Source organism: Pseudomonas sp. 1152_12, assembly GCF_052850675.1.
In genome coordinates this window covers 237317-256061 of record NZ_VXCW01000006.1, presented here as the reverse complement: position 1 = coordinate 256061, position 18745 = coordinate 237317, and the positions used below count along the sequence as shown (strand labels likewise).

Genomic DNA, 18745 nt, shown 5'->3' with positions numbered 1-18745 from the left:
ATAAGGAAGTAAGGAATCAGCCTGGGACGCAAAGGGGCAGAGCGGACCAGGCCAGCGGTATCAGGAAATACGCGTCTTGCCGTTGACAGCCGTGTCAGTTGTTTCTTCAGCGATAGCAGGAGCGGCACTCGGCAGATGGCGGGCAATCAGCCCGCGATAGGCCGCAGCACCGAGGCACGCGCCGACAATCGGCGCGAAAATCGGAATCAGGAAGTAAGGAATATCGCGACCGCCGGTAAAGGCCATTTCACCCCAGCCGGCGAAAAAGGTCATCAGCTTAGGCCCAAAATCCCGTGCCGGGTTCATCGCAAAGCCGGTCAGCGGGCCCATGGCGCTGCCGATCACGGCGATCAACAGGCCAATCAGCAGTGGGGCCAACGGGCCGCGTGGCAGGCCATTGTTATCGTCGGTAAGCGCCATGATCACGCCCATCAGGATAGCGGTGATGACCATTTCCACTAAGAACGCCTGGGCTGTGCTCAGCAGGGCATGCGGGTAGGTGGAAAACACCGACGCCAACTCCAGGCTGGCCTGGGAGCCGCGCACCATATGGTGGGTTTGTTCGTAATCGAAAAAAAGATTGCTGTACAGCGTGTACACCAACGCGGCGGAACAGAAGGCGCCGGCTACTTGGGCGAGGATGTAGAAGGGCAGTTTGCGCTTGTCGAAATCGGCAAAAATACACAGGGCGATACTCACCGCCGGGTTGAGATGAGCCCCCGAAATACCGGCGCTCAGGTAGATCGCCATGCTCACGCCGATCCCCCAGATGACACTGATTTCCCACAACCCAAAGCTGGCACCCGCGACCTTGAGGGCAGCGACACATCCTGTACCGAAGAAGATCAGAAGCGCAGTCCCCAGGAATTCGGCCATGCATTGGCTCGAAAGTGAAGGCTGTTGAAGAGCAGTTGTCATGGAAAACCTCGATTGTTGTTCTTGTTTGGCGCGCGGCCTCAACGGGCTGTTGCGCGATTCTCACCGTGGCGTGGATCCCCGTCCAAGTCACAGCTTACTGCTGGAGTACTGCAGCTCTATTCCTACAGTATTCGGAAACGAAAAAATATAGACAAGAATGACGGCTGTCAAAGGTCGAAAGTGAACCATTGGTCATTTTCAAACTATTAGTCTGGTGAATGATCATGGTTGTCTCGGTCGCGGCGTATTGCGGGAGGGGCACACTAGAGCGTTTTGAGTGGGCTTGGCCTAGAATTGCACCTCTGTTTGCCATGCCTGGAGTAGCCATGACACCCGCATTGGACCTGTTGAAAAAAGTTCGCGCCGAACATCACATCCACAGTTACGAACATGACCCCAAGGCGGCGTCCTATGGCCTGGAGGCCGCAGAGAAATTGGGTCTCGACCCTGCGCAGGTGTTTAAGACCTTGCTGGCCAGCAGTGAGAAAGGCGAATTGTTGGTGGCGGTGGTGCCGGTCGTCGGAAGTCTGGATTTAAAGGCGTTGGCTCATGCGGCGGGTGTAAAAAAAGTCGAGATGGCTGACCCGGCAGCGGCGCAACGCTCTACGGGTTACCTGTTGGGCGGTATCAGCCCGTTGGGGCAGAAGAAGCGTCTGCGCACGTTTATCGATGTGACGGCGCAGCCGTTTGCGACAATTTTTGTGAGTGCCGGGAGGAGGGGGTTGGAAGTTGAACTGCCGGCGGCGGTGCTGGCTGAGCATACGCAGGCTAAATTTGCGCCGATTGGTCGGGTGTGAAACTCGCATTTTGAAGGCGACGAGATCTAATGTGGGAGCGGGCTTGCTCCCACATTTTGATCTGGTTTCGTCAGTGACTCAGCTAGCGGGGCTGTAACGGCGTACGCCGGAGTCGGATTTAGAAACCTGCGCCGCAACGCTGCCCGAGGCCTGAAACAACACCAAGTGTTCAGCCGCCACACGAATCCCCACATCGGCACCGACCTGATGATCGGCATGGCTGGGGAAAATCGACTCCAGCTGTGCACCTGTCGGCAGCTGCAGGCGGTACAGGGTCGAGGCGCCGAGGAACGTTTTGCCGACGATACGCGCTTTCAACGCGCTGTCGGGCGCGTAGACGATGTCATCCGGGCGCAGCAACACATCCACCGCGCCACCCGTGGGCCAGGTGTAGGCGCGATTGCCGCGCAAGTCGCCCAGTTCGGTGCTGACCGATTCCGGCGAACTCAATTGACCACGGATGAAATAGCCCTGGCCAATAAAGCTGGCGACGTACGGCGTCTGCGGTTCGTGATAGAGGTTGTAGGGCGTGTCCCATTGCTCAAGACGGCCTTCTTTGAAAACCCCCACGTGGTCACTGACGGCAAAGGCTTCTTCCTGGTCGTGGGTGACCAGAATCGCACTGGTGCCGCGCGCCTTTAGAATGTCGCGCACCTCGTGGCTGAGCTTGCGTCGCAGCTCGCCGTCGAGGTTGGAGAACGGTTCATCCAGCAACAACAGTTGCGGCTCCGGCGCCAGCGCGCGGGCAAGGGCGACGCGTTGTTGCTGACCACCGGAAAGCTCGTGAGGGAAACGCTTGCCCAGGTTCTTCAGGTTGACCAGCTCGAGCAACTCGGCGACCACGCGGTCTTTTTGCGGGTGCTTGCGAATGCCGAAGACGATGTTGTCGGCCACGCTCAAGTGCGGGAACAGTGCGTAGTCCTGGAACACCATGCCGATCCGGCGTTTCTCCGGCGCGAGGGTAAAGCCTGGGCTGGAAATCACTTCGCCGGCCAGGATGATTTCACCTTCGTACACTGGTTCGAAGCCAGCAATTGCGCGCAAAGTAGTGGTTTTGCCGCAGCCCGAAGACCCAAGCAGGCAGCCGATGTCGCCGGCGTTGAGGTGCAGGTTGAGGTTCTGCACCACGCGTTGATCTTGATAGCCGCACGCCAGATTGCGCAGGTTCAGCAGTAATGGCTGGCTCATGCGTGATGGTACGACGGCTGGACGAGGAGTTCGAGTAGCGCCTTTTGCGCGTGCAAGCGGTTTTCGGCCTGGTCCCAAGCGACCGAGCGCTTATCGTCGAGCAGGTCCAGGCTGATTTCTTCGCCACGGTGAGCGGGCAGGCAGTGCATGAACAGCACATCCGGCGCGGCCAGATCGAGCAGGGCGCGGGTCACCTGGAATGGTGCGAAAAGGGCGAGGCGCTGGGCGGTTTCTTCTTCCTGGCCCATGGAGGTCCAGACATCAGTGCTCACCAAATGTGCGCCGATCACTGCGTCACGTGGGTTGCGCACGAGGGTAACGCGACTACCTGCCTGCTCCAGGAAACGCGCGTCAGGCTCGTAGCCTTCCGGGCACGCGATGCGCAGTTGGAAGTCGAACTGGATCGCCGCTTCTATATAGCTGTTGCACATGTTATTGCCGTCGCCGATCCAGGCCACGGTCTTGCCTTGGATCGAACCACGGTGCTCAAGGAAGGTTTGCATGTCGGCCAGCAACTGGCAGGGGTGCAGGTCATCGGACAGGCCGTTGATCACCGGTACCCGGGAGTTGGCTGAAAATTCGGTCACGGTGCTGTGGGCAAAGGTACGGATCATCACCGCATCGAGCATGCTCGACATCACGATGGCGCTGTCGGCAATCGTCTCGCCACGGCCCAGTTGGGTGTCGCGCGAGGACAGGAAGATGGCTTGGCCACCCAGTTGGATCATGCCAGCTTCGAACGACACGCGGGTGCGCGTCGACGACTTCTCGAAAATCATCCCGAGCACACGGTTTTTCAAAGGCTCGAACAGTACGCCGCGGTTACGCAGGTCTTTAAGCTCAATGCCTCGACGGATCACGCTGACCAGCTCTTCGGGCGTGCAATCCATCAGGGAGAGAAAGTGCCTTGCGCTCATCATTAACTACCTTTTTGCAACAGACCGCAGATACTCAAAGCCTTGTTTATTGTGACAACGGGCGAGACCTGCGGCGAAAGCCGCACGGGGCGACGAAATAGGGGAAGGCGCGATCTTATAATTAAATGTCGCGTCTTACCAATAGGGCTACGGTTTTAAGGGTGTTCAAGAAGGGCGCCGGAGCGCTTTTGAAGACTGATTCCTGACAGCAGCGGCCCATTTGTACACTGGCGCCGAGACCTTTTGCAACGTGTGGGGGCGGTCTCAGGCCGGGTTGTGTCGGTTTCGACTGCCGTGCGTAACGCTATGAAACATTTGCACATGTTTAGCCATGTGTTGGCCTGATGCTCGTCGATTCACAGGACGAACGTTGCTGGTGCTCGTCAAAATCTCGGCCCATAGTCAGGTCAAAGCCCAATAAAGAGACTGGCCATGACCAAGACTCTCCACCACCGTGCCTGCCATCTGTGTGAAGCCATCTGCGGCCTGACCCTGGAAACTACCCAAGCCGACGACGGCAGCCTGGCGATCACCTCGATCAAGGGCGACCCACTAGACACCTTCAGTCGTGGGCATATCTGCCCCAAGGCGGTGGCGCTGCAGGACATCCAGAATGACCCGGACCGTCTGCGTCAGCCCATGTTACGGGTGGGCAGCGAGTGGCAGCCGATTTCGTGGGACGAGGCGTTTGCAAGGGTCGCCGAGCGATTGGCCAGCATTCAAGCGCGCCATGGGCAGAATGCGGTGGCGGTGTATCAGGGCAACCCCAGCGTGCACAACTACGGGCTGATGACCCATAGCAACTATTTCCTTGGCCAGCTCAAAACGCGTAATCGGTTTTCGGCGACCTCGGTGGATCAGTTGCCCCATCACCTCACCAGTCATCTCATGTACGGCCACGGCCTGTTGCTGCCGATTCCGGACATCGATCACACCGACTTCATGCTGATCCTCGGCGGTAACCCGCTGGCGTCCAATGGCAGCATCATGACCGTGCCTGACGTGGAGAAGCGCCTCAAGGCCATCCAGGCCCGAGGCGGCAAAGTAGTGGTGGTTGACCCACGGCGCAGCGAGACGGCCGCGATAGCCGATCAGCATCTGTTCGTGCGCCCTGGTGGTGATGCGTGGCTGCTGTTCGGCTTACTTAACACGCTGTTTAGCGAGAACCTCACCCGCGGGAGTCATTTGCCGGTTGAAGGCCTTGAGGACGTGCGTCGTGCCATTGCCGGGTTCACCGCCGACGCCATGAGCCTTCAGTGTGCGGTGCCGGCCGAGAAAATCCGCCAGTTGGCGCGAGACTTTGCTGCTGCGGATAAGGCGGTGTGTTACGGGCGCATGGGCGTATCGACCCAGGCGTTCGGCACCTTGTGTCATTGGCTGGTGCAGTTGATCAATCTGGTCACGGGCAATCTTGATCGTGTAGGTGGCGCGCTGTGTACCAGCCCAGCGGTGGACCTGGTGGCCTCGACTGGCGGCGGGCATTTCAATCGCTGGCAAAGCCGTGTGTCGGGCCGCCCCGAATACGGTGGAGAGTTGCCGGTTTCCGCCTTGGCCGAAGAAATGCTCACCGAAGGCGAAGGGCAGATCCGCGCCCTGGTGACCGTGGCCGGCAATCCCGTATTGTCGACGCCTAATGGTCGGCAGCTGGAGCAAGCCCTGGATGGGCTGGAGTTCATGGTCAGCATCGACCTCTATATTAACGAGACCACGCGTTACGCCGACCTGATTTTGCCGTCGACGTCGGCGCTGGAAAACGACCACTACGACACCACCTTCAATATGTTTGCGGTGCGTAATGTCACCCGTTTCAATCGGGCGATCCTGCCCAAGCCTGAAGGCGCTCTGCATGACTGGGAAATCTTTGTCGGCCTGGCCAAGGCCTTTGCGGCGCAGACCGGTTTGGCGCTTAAGCCGACCCTGCCGCCAGCGCAGATGATCGACTTCGGCCTGCGTGGCGGGGCTTACGGTGATGCGTCTGATCACAAGCTGTCGTTGGCGATGCTCGCGGAGCATCCCCATGGCGTGGATTTGGGGCCGCTCAAGCCCAACCTTGCCCTGCGTTTGAAAACCGCCAGCGGTCAGGTGCAGACCGCGCCTGCAGTGATACTGGCAGACCTGGCGCGGTTTGCGGCGCAGCCGGTGCCGATGGTCAACGAACTGCTGTTGATCGGCCGTCGGCATGTGCGCAGTAACAACTCGTGGATGCATAATTATCACCGCTTGGTGAAGGGCAAGCCGCGCCATCAGTTGCATATGCACCCTGACGACCTCGCCAGTCGGCAGTTGTGTGATGGTCAGCGGGTGCGTGTCAGCTCGCGCATCGGCATGATAGAAGTGGAAGTGGTGGCCAGCCTGGACATGATGCCCGGCGTGGTCAGCCTGCCCCATGGCTGGGGGCACGACCGCCCAGGCGTACGGATGAGCATCGCGAGTGGGCAGCCGGGCGCGAGTGCAAATGACCTGACCGATGAGCGGCAGTTGGACGAGTTATCCGGCAATGCGGCGCTCAACGGTGTGCCGGTACAGGTAGCCGCTGCGTAAGGAGCCCGACCACCGGCCTGGAATTTTGCGTTACAATGCGCCACCGTGCCGACCTGTGAGTCGCAAAGTTCCAGCCGAGGTGTTCCATGGATATCATCGAAACGATCAAAGAGCAGATTGCCAACAACACCATTCTGCTTTACATGAAGGGCGCGCCAAACGCTCCTCAGTGCGGTTTCTCCGCGAAGGCTTCCCAGGCCATCATGCAATGCGGCGAAAAATTCGCCTACGTGGATATCCTGCAAAACCCTGAAATTCGCGCCAACCTGCCGAAGTACGCCAACTGGCCAACTTTCCCACAACTGTGGGTAGCCGGTGAGCTGGTCGGCGGCAGCGACATCATCACTGAGATGGCTGCGGATGGTTCGCTGCAAGCGTTGATCAAAGAAGCAGCGGTAAACGCGGCAGCTAAGACTGACGCTTGATCCTGTGTAGAGTCGGCCTGCAATAAAAAGCCCCGCTTCTCGAAAGAGAGCGGGGCTTTTTTGTAGCCGGTAGAACTACGGGTTATTCACCCATCTGCGATTGCAGGTAGTTTTCCAGGCTGACTTTGTCGATCAGGCCCAGCTGGGTTTCCAGCCAGTCGATGTGTTCTTCCTGGTCTTCCAGGATATCTTCCAGCAGTTCACGGCTGCCGAAGTCGCCCTTGGTTTCGCAGTGAGCAATGGCGGCCTTGAGGTCGCTGTGGCTCTTCTGTTCGAACTTCAGGTCGCTGCTGATCATTTCCTGGGTGTGCTCGCCGATGTTCAGCTTGCCCAGGTCCTGCACGTTCGGCAGGCCTTCCAGGAACAGGATGCGCTTGATCAGCGCGTCTGCGTCCTTCATCGCCTTGATCGATTCTTTGTACTCACGCTTACCGAGCTTTTCCAGGCCCCAATCGTCATACATGCGTGCATGCAGAAAGTACTGATTGATCGCGACCAGTTCATTGGCAAGGATTTTGTTGAGTTGCTGGATGACTGAGATGTCGCCTTTCATGACTGGGGTCCTGCCCTGTAATAGCTGTGTATAGGGCGGAGTTTGAGCGGCGAAAACTCTAGTGTCAAACCTAAGTTATTGAATAATAAATGAAAATTAATCGGAATAAGAATGTTTGTGTTCCGCGTCTTGGCGCTAACTAATTGAATTGCAGGCATAAAAAACCGGACGCTAAGTCCGGTTCTTCAAAACACGCCTATTTAAGCGTGCGTAAATTCTGCTGAGTAGGGGAGCGCGGCCTGGGCTGTTTGCAGCTGCGTCAGGGTTTCCCGTACCACTTGCTTGGCGAGGCAAGCACATTTACCACACTGGCTGGCAACGCCGGTGGTTTCACGTACTTCCTTGTAGCTGCAGCAACCTTCATAGATTGCTTCGCGGATTTGTCCGTCGGTGACGCCAGTGCAGAGGCAGACATACATAAGGGAGAACCATCGCGGGTTTAAGGCTTAAGTGCGATGGATCTTAATGTTAACGAGAATGATTGTCAAAGTAGATTCGTAGGGTATTGCTGGGGGCTGCCGGCGCGCTGACGAACGGTTTTTTCAGTGTATGATGGTCGGTCTTCACGAAGCGTGACTGCGTCACAGGGCTGTCGCTTATCTGCGCCAGACTCGGGCCGGTCCTTTTACTTCAATCGTCACCCCTACATCAGGAGATAACCAATGAGCGTACTCGTCGGCAAACAAGCCCCGGATTTCGACGTACCAGCTGTCCTTGGCAATGGCGAAATCGTAGACAGCTTCAAACTGTCTGAAGCCATCAAAGGCAAATACGGCCTGGTGTTCTTCTACCCGCTGGACTTCACCTTCGTCTGCCCTTCGGAGCTGATCGCTCTGGACCACCGCATGGACGATTTCAAGGCGCGCAACGTTGAAGTGGTCGCCGTTTCGATCGACTCCCATTTCACCCACAACGCCTGGCGCAACACTGCCATCAATGATGGCGGCATCGGCAAAGTCAAATACACCATGGCTGCCGACATGAAGCACGACATCGCCAAAGCCTACGACGTTGAGTCCGAAGGCGGTGTGGCTTTCCGTGGCGCGTTCCTGATCGACGACAAGGGCGTTGTGCGCTCGCAGATCATCAACGACCTGCCGCTGGGCCGTAACATGGAAGAGCTGATCCGCCTTGTCGACGCTCTGCAATTCCACGAAGAGCACGGCGAAGTCTGCCCTGCCAACTGGAAAAAAGGCGACAAAGGCATGAACGCTTCGCCAGAAGGCGTTGCGGCTTACCTGACTGAGAACGCTGGCAAGCTGTAAGCCCGTTTCTCGGTACAAAAAAACCGGCCTGAAAAGGCCGGTTTTTTTATGTGCGGGATTCAACTTTGTCGCGAGTGGGCTGTTGTGGCGAGTGTGTCCGCCACAGAGCTCAGCTACACCTCAGTCGTTGAAATCTTCCCAGCCACCCATCTGCTTCCACCGGTTGACGATGCCGCAGAACAGATCGGCAGTCTTTTCGGTGTCGTAGCGAGCCGAGTGGGCCTCACGACCGTCGAAGTCGATACCGGCCGCCTGGCAGGCTTTCGCCAGCACGGTCTGGCCATAAGCCAGGCCAGCGAGGGTGGCGGTGTCGAAGCTGGAGAACGGGTGAAACGGGTTGCGCTTCATGTCCAGCCGCGCCACGGCGGCATTCAGGAAGCCCAAATCGAAGCTGCTGTTGTGGCCGACCAGGATCGCGCGTTTGCAGCCGTTGGCCTTCAGCGCCTTGCGCACGCCACGGAAGATATCGGTCAGCGCCGCTTCTTCACTCACCGCCATGCGCAGTGGGTGATCGAGCTTGATCCCGGTGAACTCCAGGGCTGCGGCTTCGATATTCGCACCTTCGAATGGCTCGACGCGGAAGAAGTGAGTGTGTTCCGGGAACACAAAACCCTGCTCATCCATGCCGATGGTCGTCGCTGCGATTTCCAGCAAGGCGTCGGTGGCGCAGTTGAAGCCGCCGGTTTCTACGTCAATGACAACCGGCAGATAGCCACGAAACCGCTCGGCCATCGGGTGACGGGAACCGCCACCACTGTGCTCGTGTTCGTCATCGTAATGGTCTTCACTCACTTGCTTTCCTCCAGCAGGCGCCAGCGCAGTGTTTCACCGGCGCGCAGCGGGATAACAGTCAGCTCGCCAAACGGCAGGCTGGCAGGGGCGGTCCAGTCTTCACGGACCAGAGTAATGCGGTCGGTATTCGCCGGCAGGCCATAGAAGCGCGGGCCGTTGAGGCTAGCGAACGCTTCGAGCTTGTCCAGGGCATTGCGCGCCTCGAATGCTTCGGCGTACAGCTCAATCGCCGCATAAGCGGTGTAGCAACCGGCACAACCACACGCAGCTTCTTTTGCGTGTTGGGCGTGGGGCGCGGAGTCAGTGCCGAGGAAGAACTTCGGGTTGCCGCTGGTGGCAGCGTCCAGCAGGGCCACTTGGTGAGTGTTGCGCTTGAGGATCGGCAAGCAATAGAAGTGCGGCCGAATCCCGCCCACCAGCATGTGGTTGCGGTTGTAGAGCAAGTGATGCGCAGTGATGGTCGCACCCACGTTGGCCGAAGCCTCGGTGACGAACTGCACGGCATCGGCCGTGGTGATGTGTTCGAACACCACCTTGAGCGTCGGGAACAGCTCGACCACACGGCGCATATGCTCGTCGATGAAGATCTTCTCACGATCAAACACGTCCACATCGCCACGGGTGACTTCACCGTGGATCAGCAGCGGCATGCCGACTTCAGCCATCGCTTCGATCGCCGGCAGGATCTTGTCGATACTGGTCACGCCGGAATCGGAGTTGGTGGTCGCACCCGCCGGGTATAGCTTGGCGGCATGGACAAAGCCTGTGGCTTTGGCCTGACGAATTTCTTCAGGCTGGGTGCGGTCGGTCAGGTAGAGCACCATCAGCGGTTCGAAGCGGCTGGCGGCCGGCCGTGCCGCGAGGATCCGCTGGCGATAGGCGTCGGCTTCAGCGGCATTACGCACCGGAGGCACCAGGTTAGGCATGATGATAGCGCGGCCAAACGTGCGCGCTACATCGGCCACAGTTTGAGGCAACGCAGCACCATCGCGAAGATGAATATGCCAGTCATCGGGACGCAGCAGGGTCAGGCGGTCGGACATTGGGGATTCCAGGCGGGTCAATCTGGTGGGAATGCTACCGGAAAAGACTCTTGCAGGCACTCGCTATCAAGTTTTGCAGGACGCTACCGATATCACTGGGTATGCCTTAACGACGTATGACGCCTTGAAGTGTTGTAGAAACCAGTGGAGCCTCCCGTGCGCCAGCATTACCTAGCCCTGCTCAGTGTGTTCGCCAGCCTGCCTGCGATGGCCCTCACGTTCCAGACACGTTTGGAGAACATTGAGTGGAAGGTGGAAGGTGACCAGTTTGAGTGCCGCCTGACCCAGCCGATCACCGATTTCGGCTCGGGTGAGTTCGTGCGTCGGGCGGGCGAGCAGGCGACCTTTCGCCTGAAAGCCTACAACGGCTCGCTGGGCGCGGGGTCGGCAACCTTGTTGGCTGCCGCTGCACCGTGGCAGCCGGGCCGGGGGGATATCAACCTCGGCGCCGTGCGTGCCGGTAGTGGCGATGTGCTCTTCAACAGCTCTCAGGCCCAGGCCGGGCGGCTGTTCACTGGGTTGCTGGAAGGGCGCAGCCCGACCGTGCGCCATTACGGACGTGACGGTGGCTACTCGGAAATCCGGCTGTTGCCGGTAAAATTCAACAAGGCTTACAACGACTATCAAGTCTGCACCACCAAGCTGTTGCCGATGAATTACGATCAGGTCAAACAGACCGAAGTAGGCTTCCCTGGTGGTGGCATTGAGCTGGACGCGGCTGCCAAGAAAAAGCTGGATGTGATTCTCGCGTTCATGAAAGCCGACCCCACGGTCAATCACGTCGAGTTGAACGGCCATTCCGATAACAGCGGCAACCGCCTGACCAACCGAGATCTCTCGCGCCGCCGTGCGCTGGCAGTCATGGACTACTTTAAAGCCGCCGGCATCCAGGAATCGCAGATCACGATGCGGTTCCACGGTGAAAGTTACCCACTGGTGCCCAACACCAGTGCCGCCAACCGTGCGCGCAACCGTCGTGTGAATATTCAGCTCGAACGCGTGGCAGCCCCCGAGAAACCGGCGCCGCAGGCCGCGGGCCCGAGCAATCCTGCACACACTTCATAAGGTGCGGCCATCGGTCGCCCGCTCGACATAATCTGTCGCTTTATCTTCATTTGCTGTCGCGCCTCTGTAAATTCACGGTTTTGGTCGGTAGAATCGACGGCTTTCCGTACAACCCCGTGGAGTGATGGCATGGCCGACGTAAACAAGGTCGTTCTCGCGTATTCCGGCGGCCTGGACACTTCGGTGATCCTCAAGTGGCTGCAGGATACTTATAACTGTGAAGTGGTGACCTTCACCGCTGACCTGGGTCAGGGCGAAGAGGTCGAACCTGCACGTGCCAAGGCGCAAGCCATGGGCGTGAAAGAGATCTACATTGACGACCTGCGCGAAGAGTTCGTCCGCGATTTCGTCTTCCCGATGTTTCGCGCCAACACCGTCTACGAAGGCGAGTACCTGCTGGGTACCTCCATCGCACGTCCGCTGATCGCCAAACGCTTGATCGAAATCGCCAACGAAACCGGCGCCGACGCCATTTCCCATGGCGCTACCGGCAAGGGTAATGATCAGGTGCGTTTCGAGCTGGGTGCCTACGCACTCAAGCCCGGCGTGAAAGTGATTGCCCCTTGGCGCGAATGGGACCTGCTGTCTCGTGAAAAGCTGATGGATTATGCTGAAAAGCACGCAATCCCGATCGAGCGTCACGGCAAGAAGAAGTCTCCGTACTCGATGGACGCCAACTTGCTGCACATCTCCTATGAAGGCGGCGTGCTGGAAGACACCTGGACTGAGCACGAAGAAGACATGTGGAAATGGACCGTCTCCCCGGAGAACGCGCCCGACAAACCACAATATCTGGAATTGACCTACCGCAACGGCGACATCGTCGCGCTGGATGGCGTCGAAATGACCCCGGCCACCGTGCTGGCGACCCTGAACCGTATCGGTGGTGAACACGGTATCGGCCGTCTCGACATCGTTGAGAACCGTTACGTGGGCATGAAGTCCCGTGGTTGCTACGAAACCCCGGGTGGCACCATCATGCTGCGCGCTCACCGCGCCATCGAGTCCATCACCCTGGACCGCGAAGTGGCTCACCTCAAAGACGAGCTAATGCCCAAGTACGCCAGTCTGATCTACACCGGCTACTGGTGGAGCCCTGAGCGTCTGATGCTGCAACAGATGATCGATGCCTCCCAGGCCCACGTGAATGGCGTTGTGCGCCTGAAGCTGTACAAGGGCAATGTGATTGTTACCGGTCGCAAGTCTGATGAATCGCTGTTCGACGCCAATATCGCCACCTTCGAAGAAGATGGCGGCGCCTACAATCAGGCGGACGCTGCAGGCTTCATCAAGTTGAATGCGCTGCGTATGCGCATTGCTGCCAACAAGGGTCGCAAGCTGTTCTGAGTGATGCCTTGGCTGTGAACGGTGGCCCCTGTTTAAGGGGCCACTTTTTTTTGCCTATGTATTCAAGGTTCTAGCTAGGGATGCCGCCAAATGTTTAAAGGCGTTTGATGGATGTTTATTGTTCGTCGGATATAAAAGTTGCTCCGCTGTATGCGTGTTGTTTGACATGTATGAACGATTTTTTAACACCTGCCTAGGAACTATGTCTTACAGAAGATTCACTATATAAGTGAGAATGGTATGTAAGACGAAGAAAATTCTGTAGGAATTAAGGATGTTAGAAAATATGTTGAATGGAACTAAAAGAGTCGGAATTTTCTCACCTGTTCATTCGTCTGGCGGCTGCACGCAATGGGCATTTCCTGAAAGTCTTGTGCGGCACGTTTACCTTGAACCGCTTATGCGGCGGATATTTCACTCAAAATATGTATGCCCCCGGAAAGTTCTGAAAGCCTGCATACAACCTAATGCATCCGAGTTAGTGTTTTTTTGTAGGTTAATTCCTTTATCGTTGTGGGTTGGGTCTCTGCTTGCTGTTGCTTGGGGGGGAGCGCTATGCCAACTAGGAAACGACTAGGCTATTGTGCTTGCTCTAAATAATTCGAACAGCGAAATTGGACTTTCTCATGAATAAAGTGCTGATCGTGGATGATCATCCCGTCATTCGTCTTGCTGTGCGCATGCTGATGGAGCGTCATGGTTATGAGGTCGTTGCCGAGACTGATAACGGCGTCGATGCGTTGCAACTTGCACGCGAGCATGTGCCGGACATTGTCATACTGGATATCGGAATTCCCAAACTCGATGGCCTGGAGGTTATCTGTCGCCTGGCGTCTACCAAGCAGCCCGCACCTGTCAAGGTATTGGTGCTGACGTCCCAGGCGCCCGGCCACTTCTCCATGCGCTGCATGCAGGCGGGCGCAGCTGGCTATGTGTGCAAGCAGCAGGACCTGACGGAGTTGCTGAGCGCTATCAAGGCGGTACTCTCCGGCTACAGCTACTTCCCTAACCAGGCCCTCAACTCCGTACGCTCCACTATGGGGAACGCCAGTGAGGCGGATATGGTCGAGCGCTTGTCGGGTCGAGAGATGATGGTATTGCAGCAACTGGCGCGTGGCAAAACCAACAAAGAGATCGCTGACGGCATGTTCCTCAGCAACAAGACCGTCAGTACCTACAAGACGCGCCTGCTGCTCAAGCTCAATGCGCGTTCGCTCGTGGATCTGATTGAGTTGGCTCAACGCAACGGCCTCGTATAACAGGAGGCGTGCGTTCCACACGACCTCGCATAGCCGGCAAAAAAAAGCCTCCGTCAGGGAGGCTTCCGGTCGAAGGCAGCTCGGTCAGAGATCGAAGTCGTAATCGGCCAGCTGTTTTTGCAAGCGTCGCTCTTCCAGCAAGTTATCGATAGTGCGACGTTTGCTCAAATTGGTCTTGGCCACCTCTGCCACGGGGGCTTCCCCGTCGTCATCCGCTTCGACGAGGTCGTCTTCTACATCCAGTTGTTCTTTGCCAGTGCTCATAACGTTAACTCCAGGCTAAGACTGCCGTTGGCGCTCCTTATAACGATAAACCACGAAAGGGTAAAAAAGATTTTTTCAATCGACTGATCGAGAAAACCCATCACCCCTCAATCGTCGGATGTCTTGTCCTTGTATTCGCACAGGTCTTCGATGCGGCAACTGCCGCAACGAGGTTTGCGCGCCTGACAAACGTAGCGCCCGTGAAGGATTAGCCAGTGATGGGCGTCGAGCAAGTACGGCTTGGGCACAAACTTCATCAACTGCTTTTCCACTTCCACGACGTTCTTGCCGCGAGCGATGCCGGTGCGGTTACTGACGCGAAAAATATGGGTGTCCACCGCCATGGTCAGTTGTCGGAACGCAGTGTTGAGCACCACATTAGCGGTTTTACGGCCCACCCCGGGAAGGGCTTCCAGGGCCTCACGGGTTTGTGGCACTTCACTGCCGTGCAATTCAACAAGCAGGCGGCAAGTCTCAATCACATTCTTGGCCTTGCTGTTGTACAGGCCGATGGTCTTGATGTATTCCGACAAACCCACCACGCCCAAGGCATAGATCGCCTCTGGCGTATTGGCCACCGGGTAGAGTTTGGCCGTGGCCTTGTTGACGCCAACGTCCGTGGATTGGGCCGACAGGATCACCGCAATCAGTAACTCGAACGGCGAGGAGTAGGCCAGCTCGGTTTGGGGTTCCGGATTGTCTTCGTGAAGCCTGCGGAAAATTTCCAGGCGTTTTGCGGCGTTCATGGGGCAGGCATTTCCTTGCAGGCGGTCAGCGTGATTTTCAACAGCGGGTACGGGCACTGCAGGATAAACCATCGCCATCACGACCGGCAGCACCTGTTGTGGATCAAACGCCGGTATGGGCGTCCACGTTGCGCTGCGCTTCATCAAGCTTGTATTGCGCGGCTTTCAGTTCATTCGCGCTGACACCTGGCTGGCGTTGCAACTTGCTGACATCGGCGCGGGCATAAGCCAGGGCGGTCTTCAGCTGGCGCAATCGGGCGTCGATGGGGCGTTTTTCTACCCGCTGCAAGTCCGGCCTTGGCTGCTCGCTGGCGACTTCGGCATCGTGCAGGGTTTGCTCGGCGGCGGTCAGTGCGGCATTCAACGTTGCAAGCTGCTGTTCGTCAGCATTCTGGTCCTGAGCCTTTTTCAAAGCGGCGCGGTGCATGGCCAGCTGGATTTTTGCGCGCTTGAGCTCAGGGTCTTTAATCGTCGTTGACGGCGGCGGGGTGTTCACCTCCAGGGCGACGAGCGCCTGCTCCGCCGCTTCGAACTGCCGCTGCAGCACGACAAGCTGCGACTGTTGCTCAAAGGTTGGCGGGTGACCAAACGCCTTCAATGACTTGTGCAGTTGGGCGCGGCTCATGGCAACCGTGATTTTGGCTTTCTTGATCGCTGCATCCTGGGCCGCCTGAACGCTGTCGACCGGTACAGGTGCAATTGGCGCTGAACGTTTGGCCCGTGCCAGGCGCTCAGCGAGCTTATGCGCCTCTTCGCGTTGCAGGCGCGCGTTACGTTGTTCATAGCGCCGCCGTGCCCGGTCGCGCTTGAGGCCACGTTCGTGGCGCTGATGATCGTTGGTTACCAGGCCACCAACAATCGGCAGCACTGTGGCGGCAGGGTGCATTTCAATGCAGTCCACAGGACAGGGCGCTACACACAGGTCGCAGCCGGTGCATTCATCGATGATCACGGTGTGCATCAACTTGGCGGCGCCCACAATCGCATCCACCGGGCAAGCCTGGATGCACTTGGTGCAGCCGATGCACTCGGCTTCGCGGATATAAGCAACCTGGGCGGGGGCGTCGCCTCGGCTGGTGTCCAGTTCCAGTACGGGCACACGCAGCAATTGCGCAAGGCCGGCGATGGTTTCCTGGCCGCCAGGCGGGCACTTGTTGATCGCCTCACCCAGCGCGATGCCTTCGGCGTAGGGCTTGCAGCCTGGGTGCCCGCATTTACCGCATTGGGTCTGCGGCAGCAGCGCGTCGATACGTTGAATCAGGTTCATGGGGTGATCATTGGCATGCCGGTTAAACAACGGGGCCTGTTGGGGTGAGCCCGCTGGTTGTGGCAGACGGGCCACTAGTGATCAGCAGGCTGTTGTGCCAAGCGGGGTTGTTGTGGCGAGCGGGCCAAGCCCGCACTTCACAACAAGCCCCGCTCACAACAAGCCTGCTCAGCCCAGCGTCTTACTTGATGCGTTGACCCGGCTTGGCGCCGCTATCAGGGCTCAGCAAGTAGATCTCTTCACCACCAGGACCTGCCGCCATCACCATGCCTTCGGAAATACCAAACTTCATTTTCCGTGGCTTGAGGTTGGCGATCATCATGGTCAGTCGGCCGTCGAGCTTTGACGGGTCCGGGTAAGCGCTCTTGATCCCGGAGAATACATTGCGTTGCTCATCACCGATGTCCAGGGTCAGGCGCAGCAGCTTGTCGGCACCCTCCACGGCTTCGGCCTTGATGATCAGCGCTACGCGCAGGTCCACGGCGGCAAAGGCGTCGAAGTCGATTTCCGGCGAGATCGGGTCTTTGGCCAACTCACCATTGCCCGCCGGTGCCGATTCGCCGGTGTCGGTCTGGCTGGCGACCAGGTCTTCTTTCGAAGCATCGGTCATGGCCTGCACCTTGACCGGGTCGATGCGGGTCATCAGCGGCTTGAACGCGTTCAACTGATGGTTGCTGAGCAATGTGGTGTGGTCGTTCCAGGTTAGCGGCGCAACGTTGAGGAACGCCTCGGCGTCGGCAGCCAGCAATGGCAGCACCGGCTTGAGGAAGATCACCAACTGGCGGAACAGGTTGACGCCTGTGGCGCAGATCGCCTGGACTTCAGCCTGCTTGCCTTCCTGCTTGTTCAGCGACCACGGTGCCTTGTCGGCAATCCAGGCGTTGGCACGGTCGGCCAGGCCCATGATCTCGCGCATGGCACGGGCGAAGTCGCGGGCTTCATAGGCGTCGGCAATGCTTGGCGCGGCGGCCAGGAAAGCTTCGGTCAGTTCCGGCGCGGCGTTTTCGGCCACCAGCAGGCCGGCATTGCCCTTGTGGATAAACCCGGCGCAACGGCTGGCGATGTTGACGACTTTGCCCACCAGGTCCGAGTTGACCTTTTGTACGAAGTCTTCCAGGTTCAGGTCGAGGTCGTCTACGCCACGGCCCAGCTTGGACGCGTAGTAGTAGCGCAGGTATTCCGGCGACAGATGGTCGAGGTAGGTGCGCGCCTTGATAAAGGTGCCACGCGACTTGGACATCTTCTGGCCGTTGACCGTCAGGTAGCCGTGCACGGCAATGCCGGTGGGCTTGCGGTAACCCGAACCTTCGAGCATCGCCGGCCAGAACAGCGCGTGGAAGTTGACGATGTCCTTGCCGATGAAGTGGTACAGCTCGGCGGTGGAGTCCTTGGCCCAGAACGCGTCGAAATCCAGCTCAGGCGTGCGATCGCAGAGGTTCTTGAAGCTGGCCATGTAGCCGATCGGCGCGTCCAGCCACACATAGAAGTACTTGCCTGGCTCGTCCGGGATCTCGAAACCGAAGTACGGCGCATCGCGGGAGATGTCCCACTGTTGCAGGCCGGCATCCAGCCACTCGGCGATCTTGTTGGCCACGGCGTCTTGCAGGGTGCCGCTGCGGGTCCAGGTTTGCAGCATCTGCTGGAAATCCGGGAGCTTGAAGAAGAAGTGCTGGGAATCCTTGAGCACCGGAATGGCGCCGGAGATGGCCGACCTTGGGTTTTTCAGGTCAGTCGGTGCGTAAGTGGCACCGCACTTCTCGCAGTTGTCGCCGTACTGGTCTTCGGTGCCGCATTTCGGGCAGGTGCCCTTGATGAAGCGGTCGGCCAGGAACATTTTCTTTTCCGGGTCGAAATACTGCGTGATCGAACGCGTGGCAATGTGCCCGGCGTCGCGCAGGCGCGTGTAGATCTGGCTCGACAGCTCGCGGTTTTCGTCGGAGTGGGTCGAGTGGAAATTGTCGAAATCCACCAGGAACTCGGCAAAGTCGGCGCTGTGTTCAGCCTGCACATTGGCGATCAGTTGTTCCGGGGTGATCCCTTCCTTTTCGGCACGCAACATGATGGCCGAACCGTGGGCGTCGTCCGCGCAGACATAAATGCATTGATTGCCGCGATGCTTCTGGAAGCGCACCCACATATCGGTCTGGATGTACTCAAGCATATGGCCAAGATGGATAGAACCATTGGCATAGGGCAGGGCGCTGGTGACGAGGATCTTGCGTGGCTCGGACATGGGGCTCGGCTACTTGATGAAACGGAGGTCGGCCACTATAAAGCGCCGGGAAATATATTTCACCCCGTGGCGCGGTTTCTGAATATTCCCAAGTCTGGAAAGCATGCCGTTGGGCGCCTGGAACG

At 58.1% G+C, this 18745-nt stretch carries 18 protein-coding genes; 7 read left to right on the top strand and 11 right to left on the bottom strand.

Annotated features, from left to right (window positions below; genetic code table 11):
- Positions 1-60 precede the first annotated feature (60 nt).
- The gene (locus FW764_RS13695; protein WP_446434370.1) at positions 61-918 is read right to left on the bottom strand and encodes an MIP/aquaporin family protein; all 858 of its coding nucleotides are present in this window, start codon (positions 916-918) and stop codon (positions 61-63) included.
- A 326-nt stretch (positions 919-1244) separates the two neighbouring features.
- Between FW764_RS13695 and ybaK the strand changes: the two genes are divergently transcribed.
- Positions 1245-1715: a Cys-tRNA(Pro) deacylase gene (ybaK, locus tag FW764_RS13690; RefSeq protein WP_446434369.1), complete on the top strand. Its 471-nt coding sequence runs from the start codon at positions 1245-1247 to the stop codon at positions 1713-1715.
- Between the two features lie 78 nt (positions 1716-1793).
- Here ybaK and FW764_RS13685 read toward each other — a convergent pair whose 3' ends face one another.
- Positions 1794-2903: an ABC transporter ATP-binding protein gene (locus FW764_RS13685; RefSeq protein ID WP_446434368.1), complete on the bottom strand. Its 1110-nt coding sequence runs from the start codon at positions 2901-2903 to the stop codon at positions 1794-1796.
- Complete coding sequence (argF, locus tag FW764_RS13680; RefSeq protein WP_446434367.1) at positions 2900-3820, bottom strand: ornithine carbamoyltransferase; 921 nt, start codon at positions 3818-3820, stop codon at positions 2900-2902. The genes FW764_RS13685 and argF overlap by 4 nt, the downstream gene beginning before the upstream one ends.
- Before the next feature lie 432 nt (positions 3821-4252).
- Here argF and FW764_RS13675 point away from each other — a divergent pair, with 432 nt between their 5' ends.
- Complete coding sequence (locus tag FW764_RS13675; protein WP_446434366.1) at positions 4253-6361, top strand: molybdopterin oxidoreductase family protein; 2109 nt, start codon at positions 4253-4255, stop codon at positions 6359-6361.
- A gap of 86 nt (positions 6362-6447) precedes the next feature.
- Positions 6448-6786, top strand: coding sequence for a Grx4 family monothiol glutaredoxin (grxD, locus tag FW764_RS13670; RefSeq protein ID WP_438869350.1), 339 nt, complete (start codon positions 6448-6450; stop codon positions 6784-6786).
- A gap of 82 nt (positions 6787-6868) precedes the next feature.
- Here the strand turns inward: grxD and bfr are convergent, their stop codons facing one another.
- On the bottom strand, positions 6869-7339 hold the full coding sequence (gene bfr / locus FW764_RS13665) for a bacterioferritin (RefSeq protein ID WP_017738288.1): 471 nt from the start codon (positions 7337-7339) through the stop codon (positions 6869-6871).
- Between the two features lie 200 nt (positions 7340-7539).
- Positions 7540-7758, bottom strand: a complete 219-nt coding sequence (locus FW764_RS13660) for a bacterioferritin-associated ferredoxin (protein ID WP_010564137.1) — start codon at positions 7756-7758, stop codon at positions 7540-7542.
- A 243-nt stretch (positions 7759-8001) separates the two neighbouring features.
- On the opposite strand from FW764_RS13660, the gene FW764_RS13655 reads away from it, so the two are divergent.
- Positions 8002-8604, top strand: a complete 603-nt coding sequence (locus FW764_RS13655) for a peroxiredoxin (protein WP_003172097.1) — start codon at positions 8002-8004, stop codon at positions 8602-8604.
- A gap of 120 nt (positions 8605-8724) precedes the next feature.
- On the opposite strand, the gene rnt is transcribed toward FW764_RS13655, so the two are convergent.
- Entirely contained in the window at positions 8725-9396 is a 672-nt protein-coding gene (gene rnt, locus FW764_RS13650; protein WP_083359903.1) for a ribonuclease T, read from the bottom strand.
- On the bottom strand, positions 9393-10439 hold the full coding sequence (pyrC, locus tag FW764_RS13645; RefSeq protein WP_446434365.1) for a dihydroorotase: 1047 nt from the start codon (positions 10437-10439) through the stop codon (positions 9393-9395). Before pyrC ends, rnt begins: the two co-directional genes overlap by 4 nt.
- Positions 10440-10595: 156 nt before the next feature.
- On the opposite strand from pyrC, the gene FW764_RS13640 reads away from it, so the two are divergent.
- From FW764_RS13640 to FW764_RS13630, 3 genes are all read left to right on the top strand, one after another.
- Positions 10596-11504, top strand: coding sequence for a flagellar protein MotY (locus FW764_RS13640; protein ID WP_446434364.1), 909 nt, complete (start codon positions 10596-10598; stop codon positions 11502-11504).
- Positions 11505-11633: 129 nt separating this feature from the next.
- On the top strand, positions 11634-12851 hold the full coding sequence (locus FW764_RS13635) for an argininosuccinate synthase (RefSeq protein WP_017738284.1): 1218 nt from the start codon (positions 11634-11636) through the stop codon (positions 12849-12851).
- A gap of 626 nt (positions 12852-13477) precedes the next feature.
- On the top strand, positions 13478-14110 hold the full coding sequence (locus FW764_RS13630; RefSeq protein WP_053254650.1) for a response regulator transcription factor: 633 nt from the start codon (positions 13478-13480) through the stop codon (positions 14108-14110).
- An 84-nt stretch (positions 14111-14194) separates the two neighbouring features.
- On the opposite strand, the gene FW764_RS13625 is transcribed toward FW764_RS13630, so the two are convergent.
- From FW764_RS13625 to metG, 4 genes are all read right to left on the bottom strand, one after another.
- A complete protein-coding gene (locus tag FW764_RS13625) occupies positions 14195-14374 on the bottom strand; it encodes a PA3496 family putative envelope integrity protein (RefSeq protein WP_083359900.1) in 180 nt (59 codons plus the stop codon).
- A gap of 107 nt (positions 14375-14481) precedes the next feature.
- Positions 14482-15120 (bottom strand): endonuclease III, encoded by a 639-nt coding sequence (nth, locus tag FW764_RS13620; RefSeq protein WP_446434363.1) that lies wholly within the window; start codon positions 15118-15120, stop codon positions 14482-14484.
- A gap of 103 nt (positions 15121-15223) precedes the next feature.
- The gene (gene rsxB, locus FW764_RS13615) at positions 15224-16387 is read right to left on the bottom strand and encodes an electron transport complex subunit RsxB (protein WP_446434362.1); all 1164 of its coding nucleotides are present in this window, start codon (positions 16385-16387) and stop codon (positions 15224-15226) included.
- 181 nt (positions 16388-16568) lie between these two features.
- A complete protein-coding gene (metG, locus tag FW764_RS13610) occupies positions 16569-18620 on the bottom strand; it encodes a methionine--tRNA ligase (protein WP_446434361.1) in 2052 nt (683 codons plus the stop codon).
- Positions 18621-18745 lie beyond the last annotated feature (125 nt).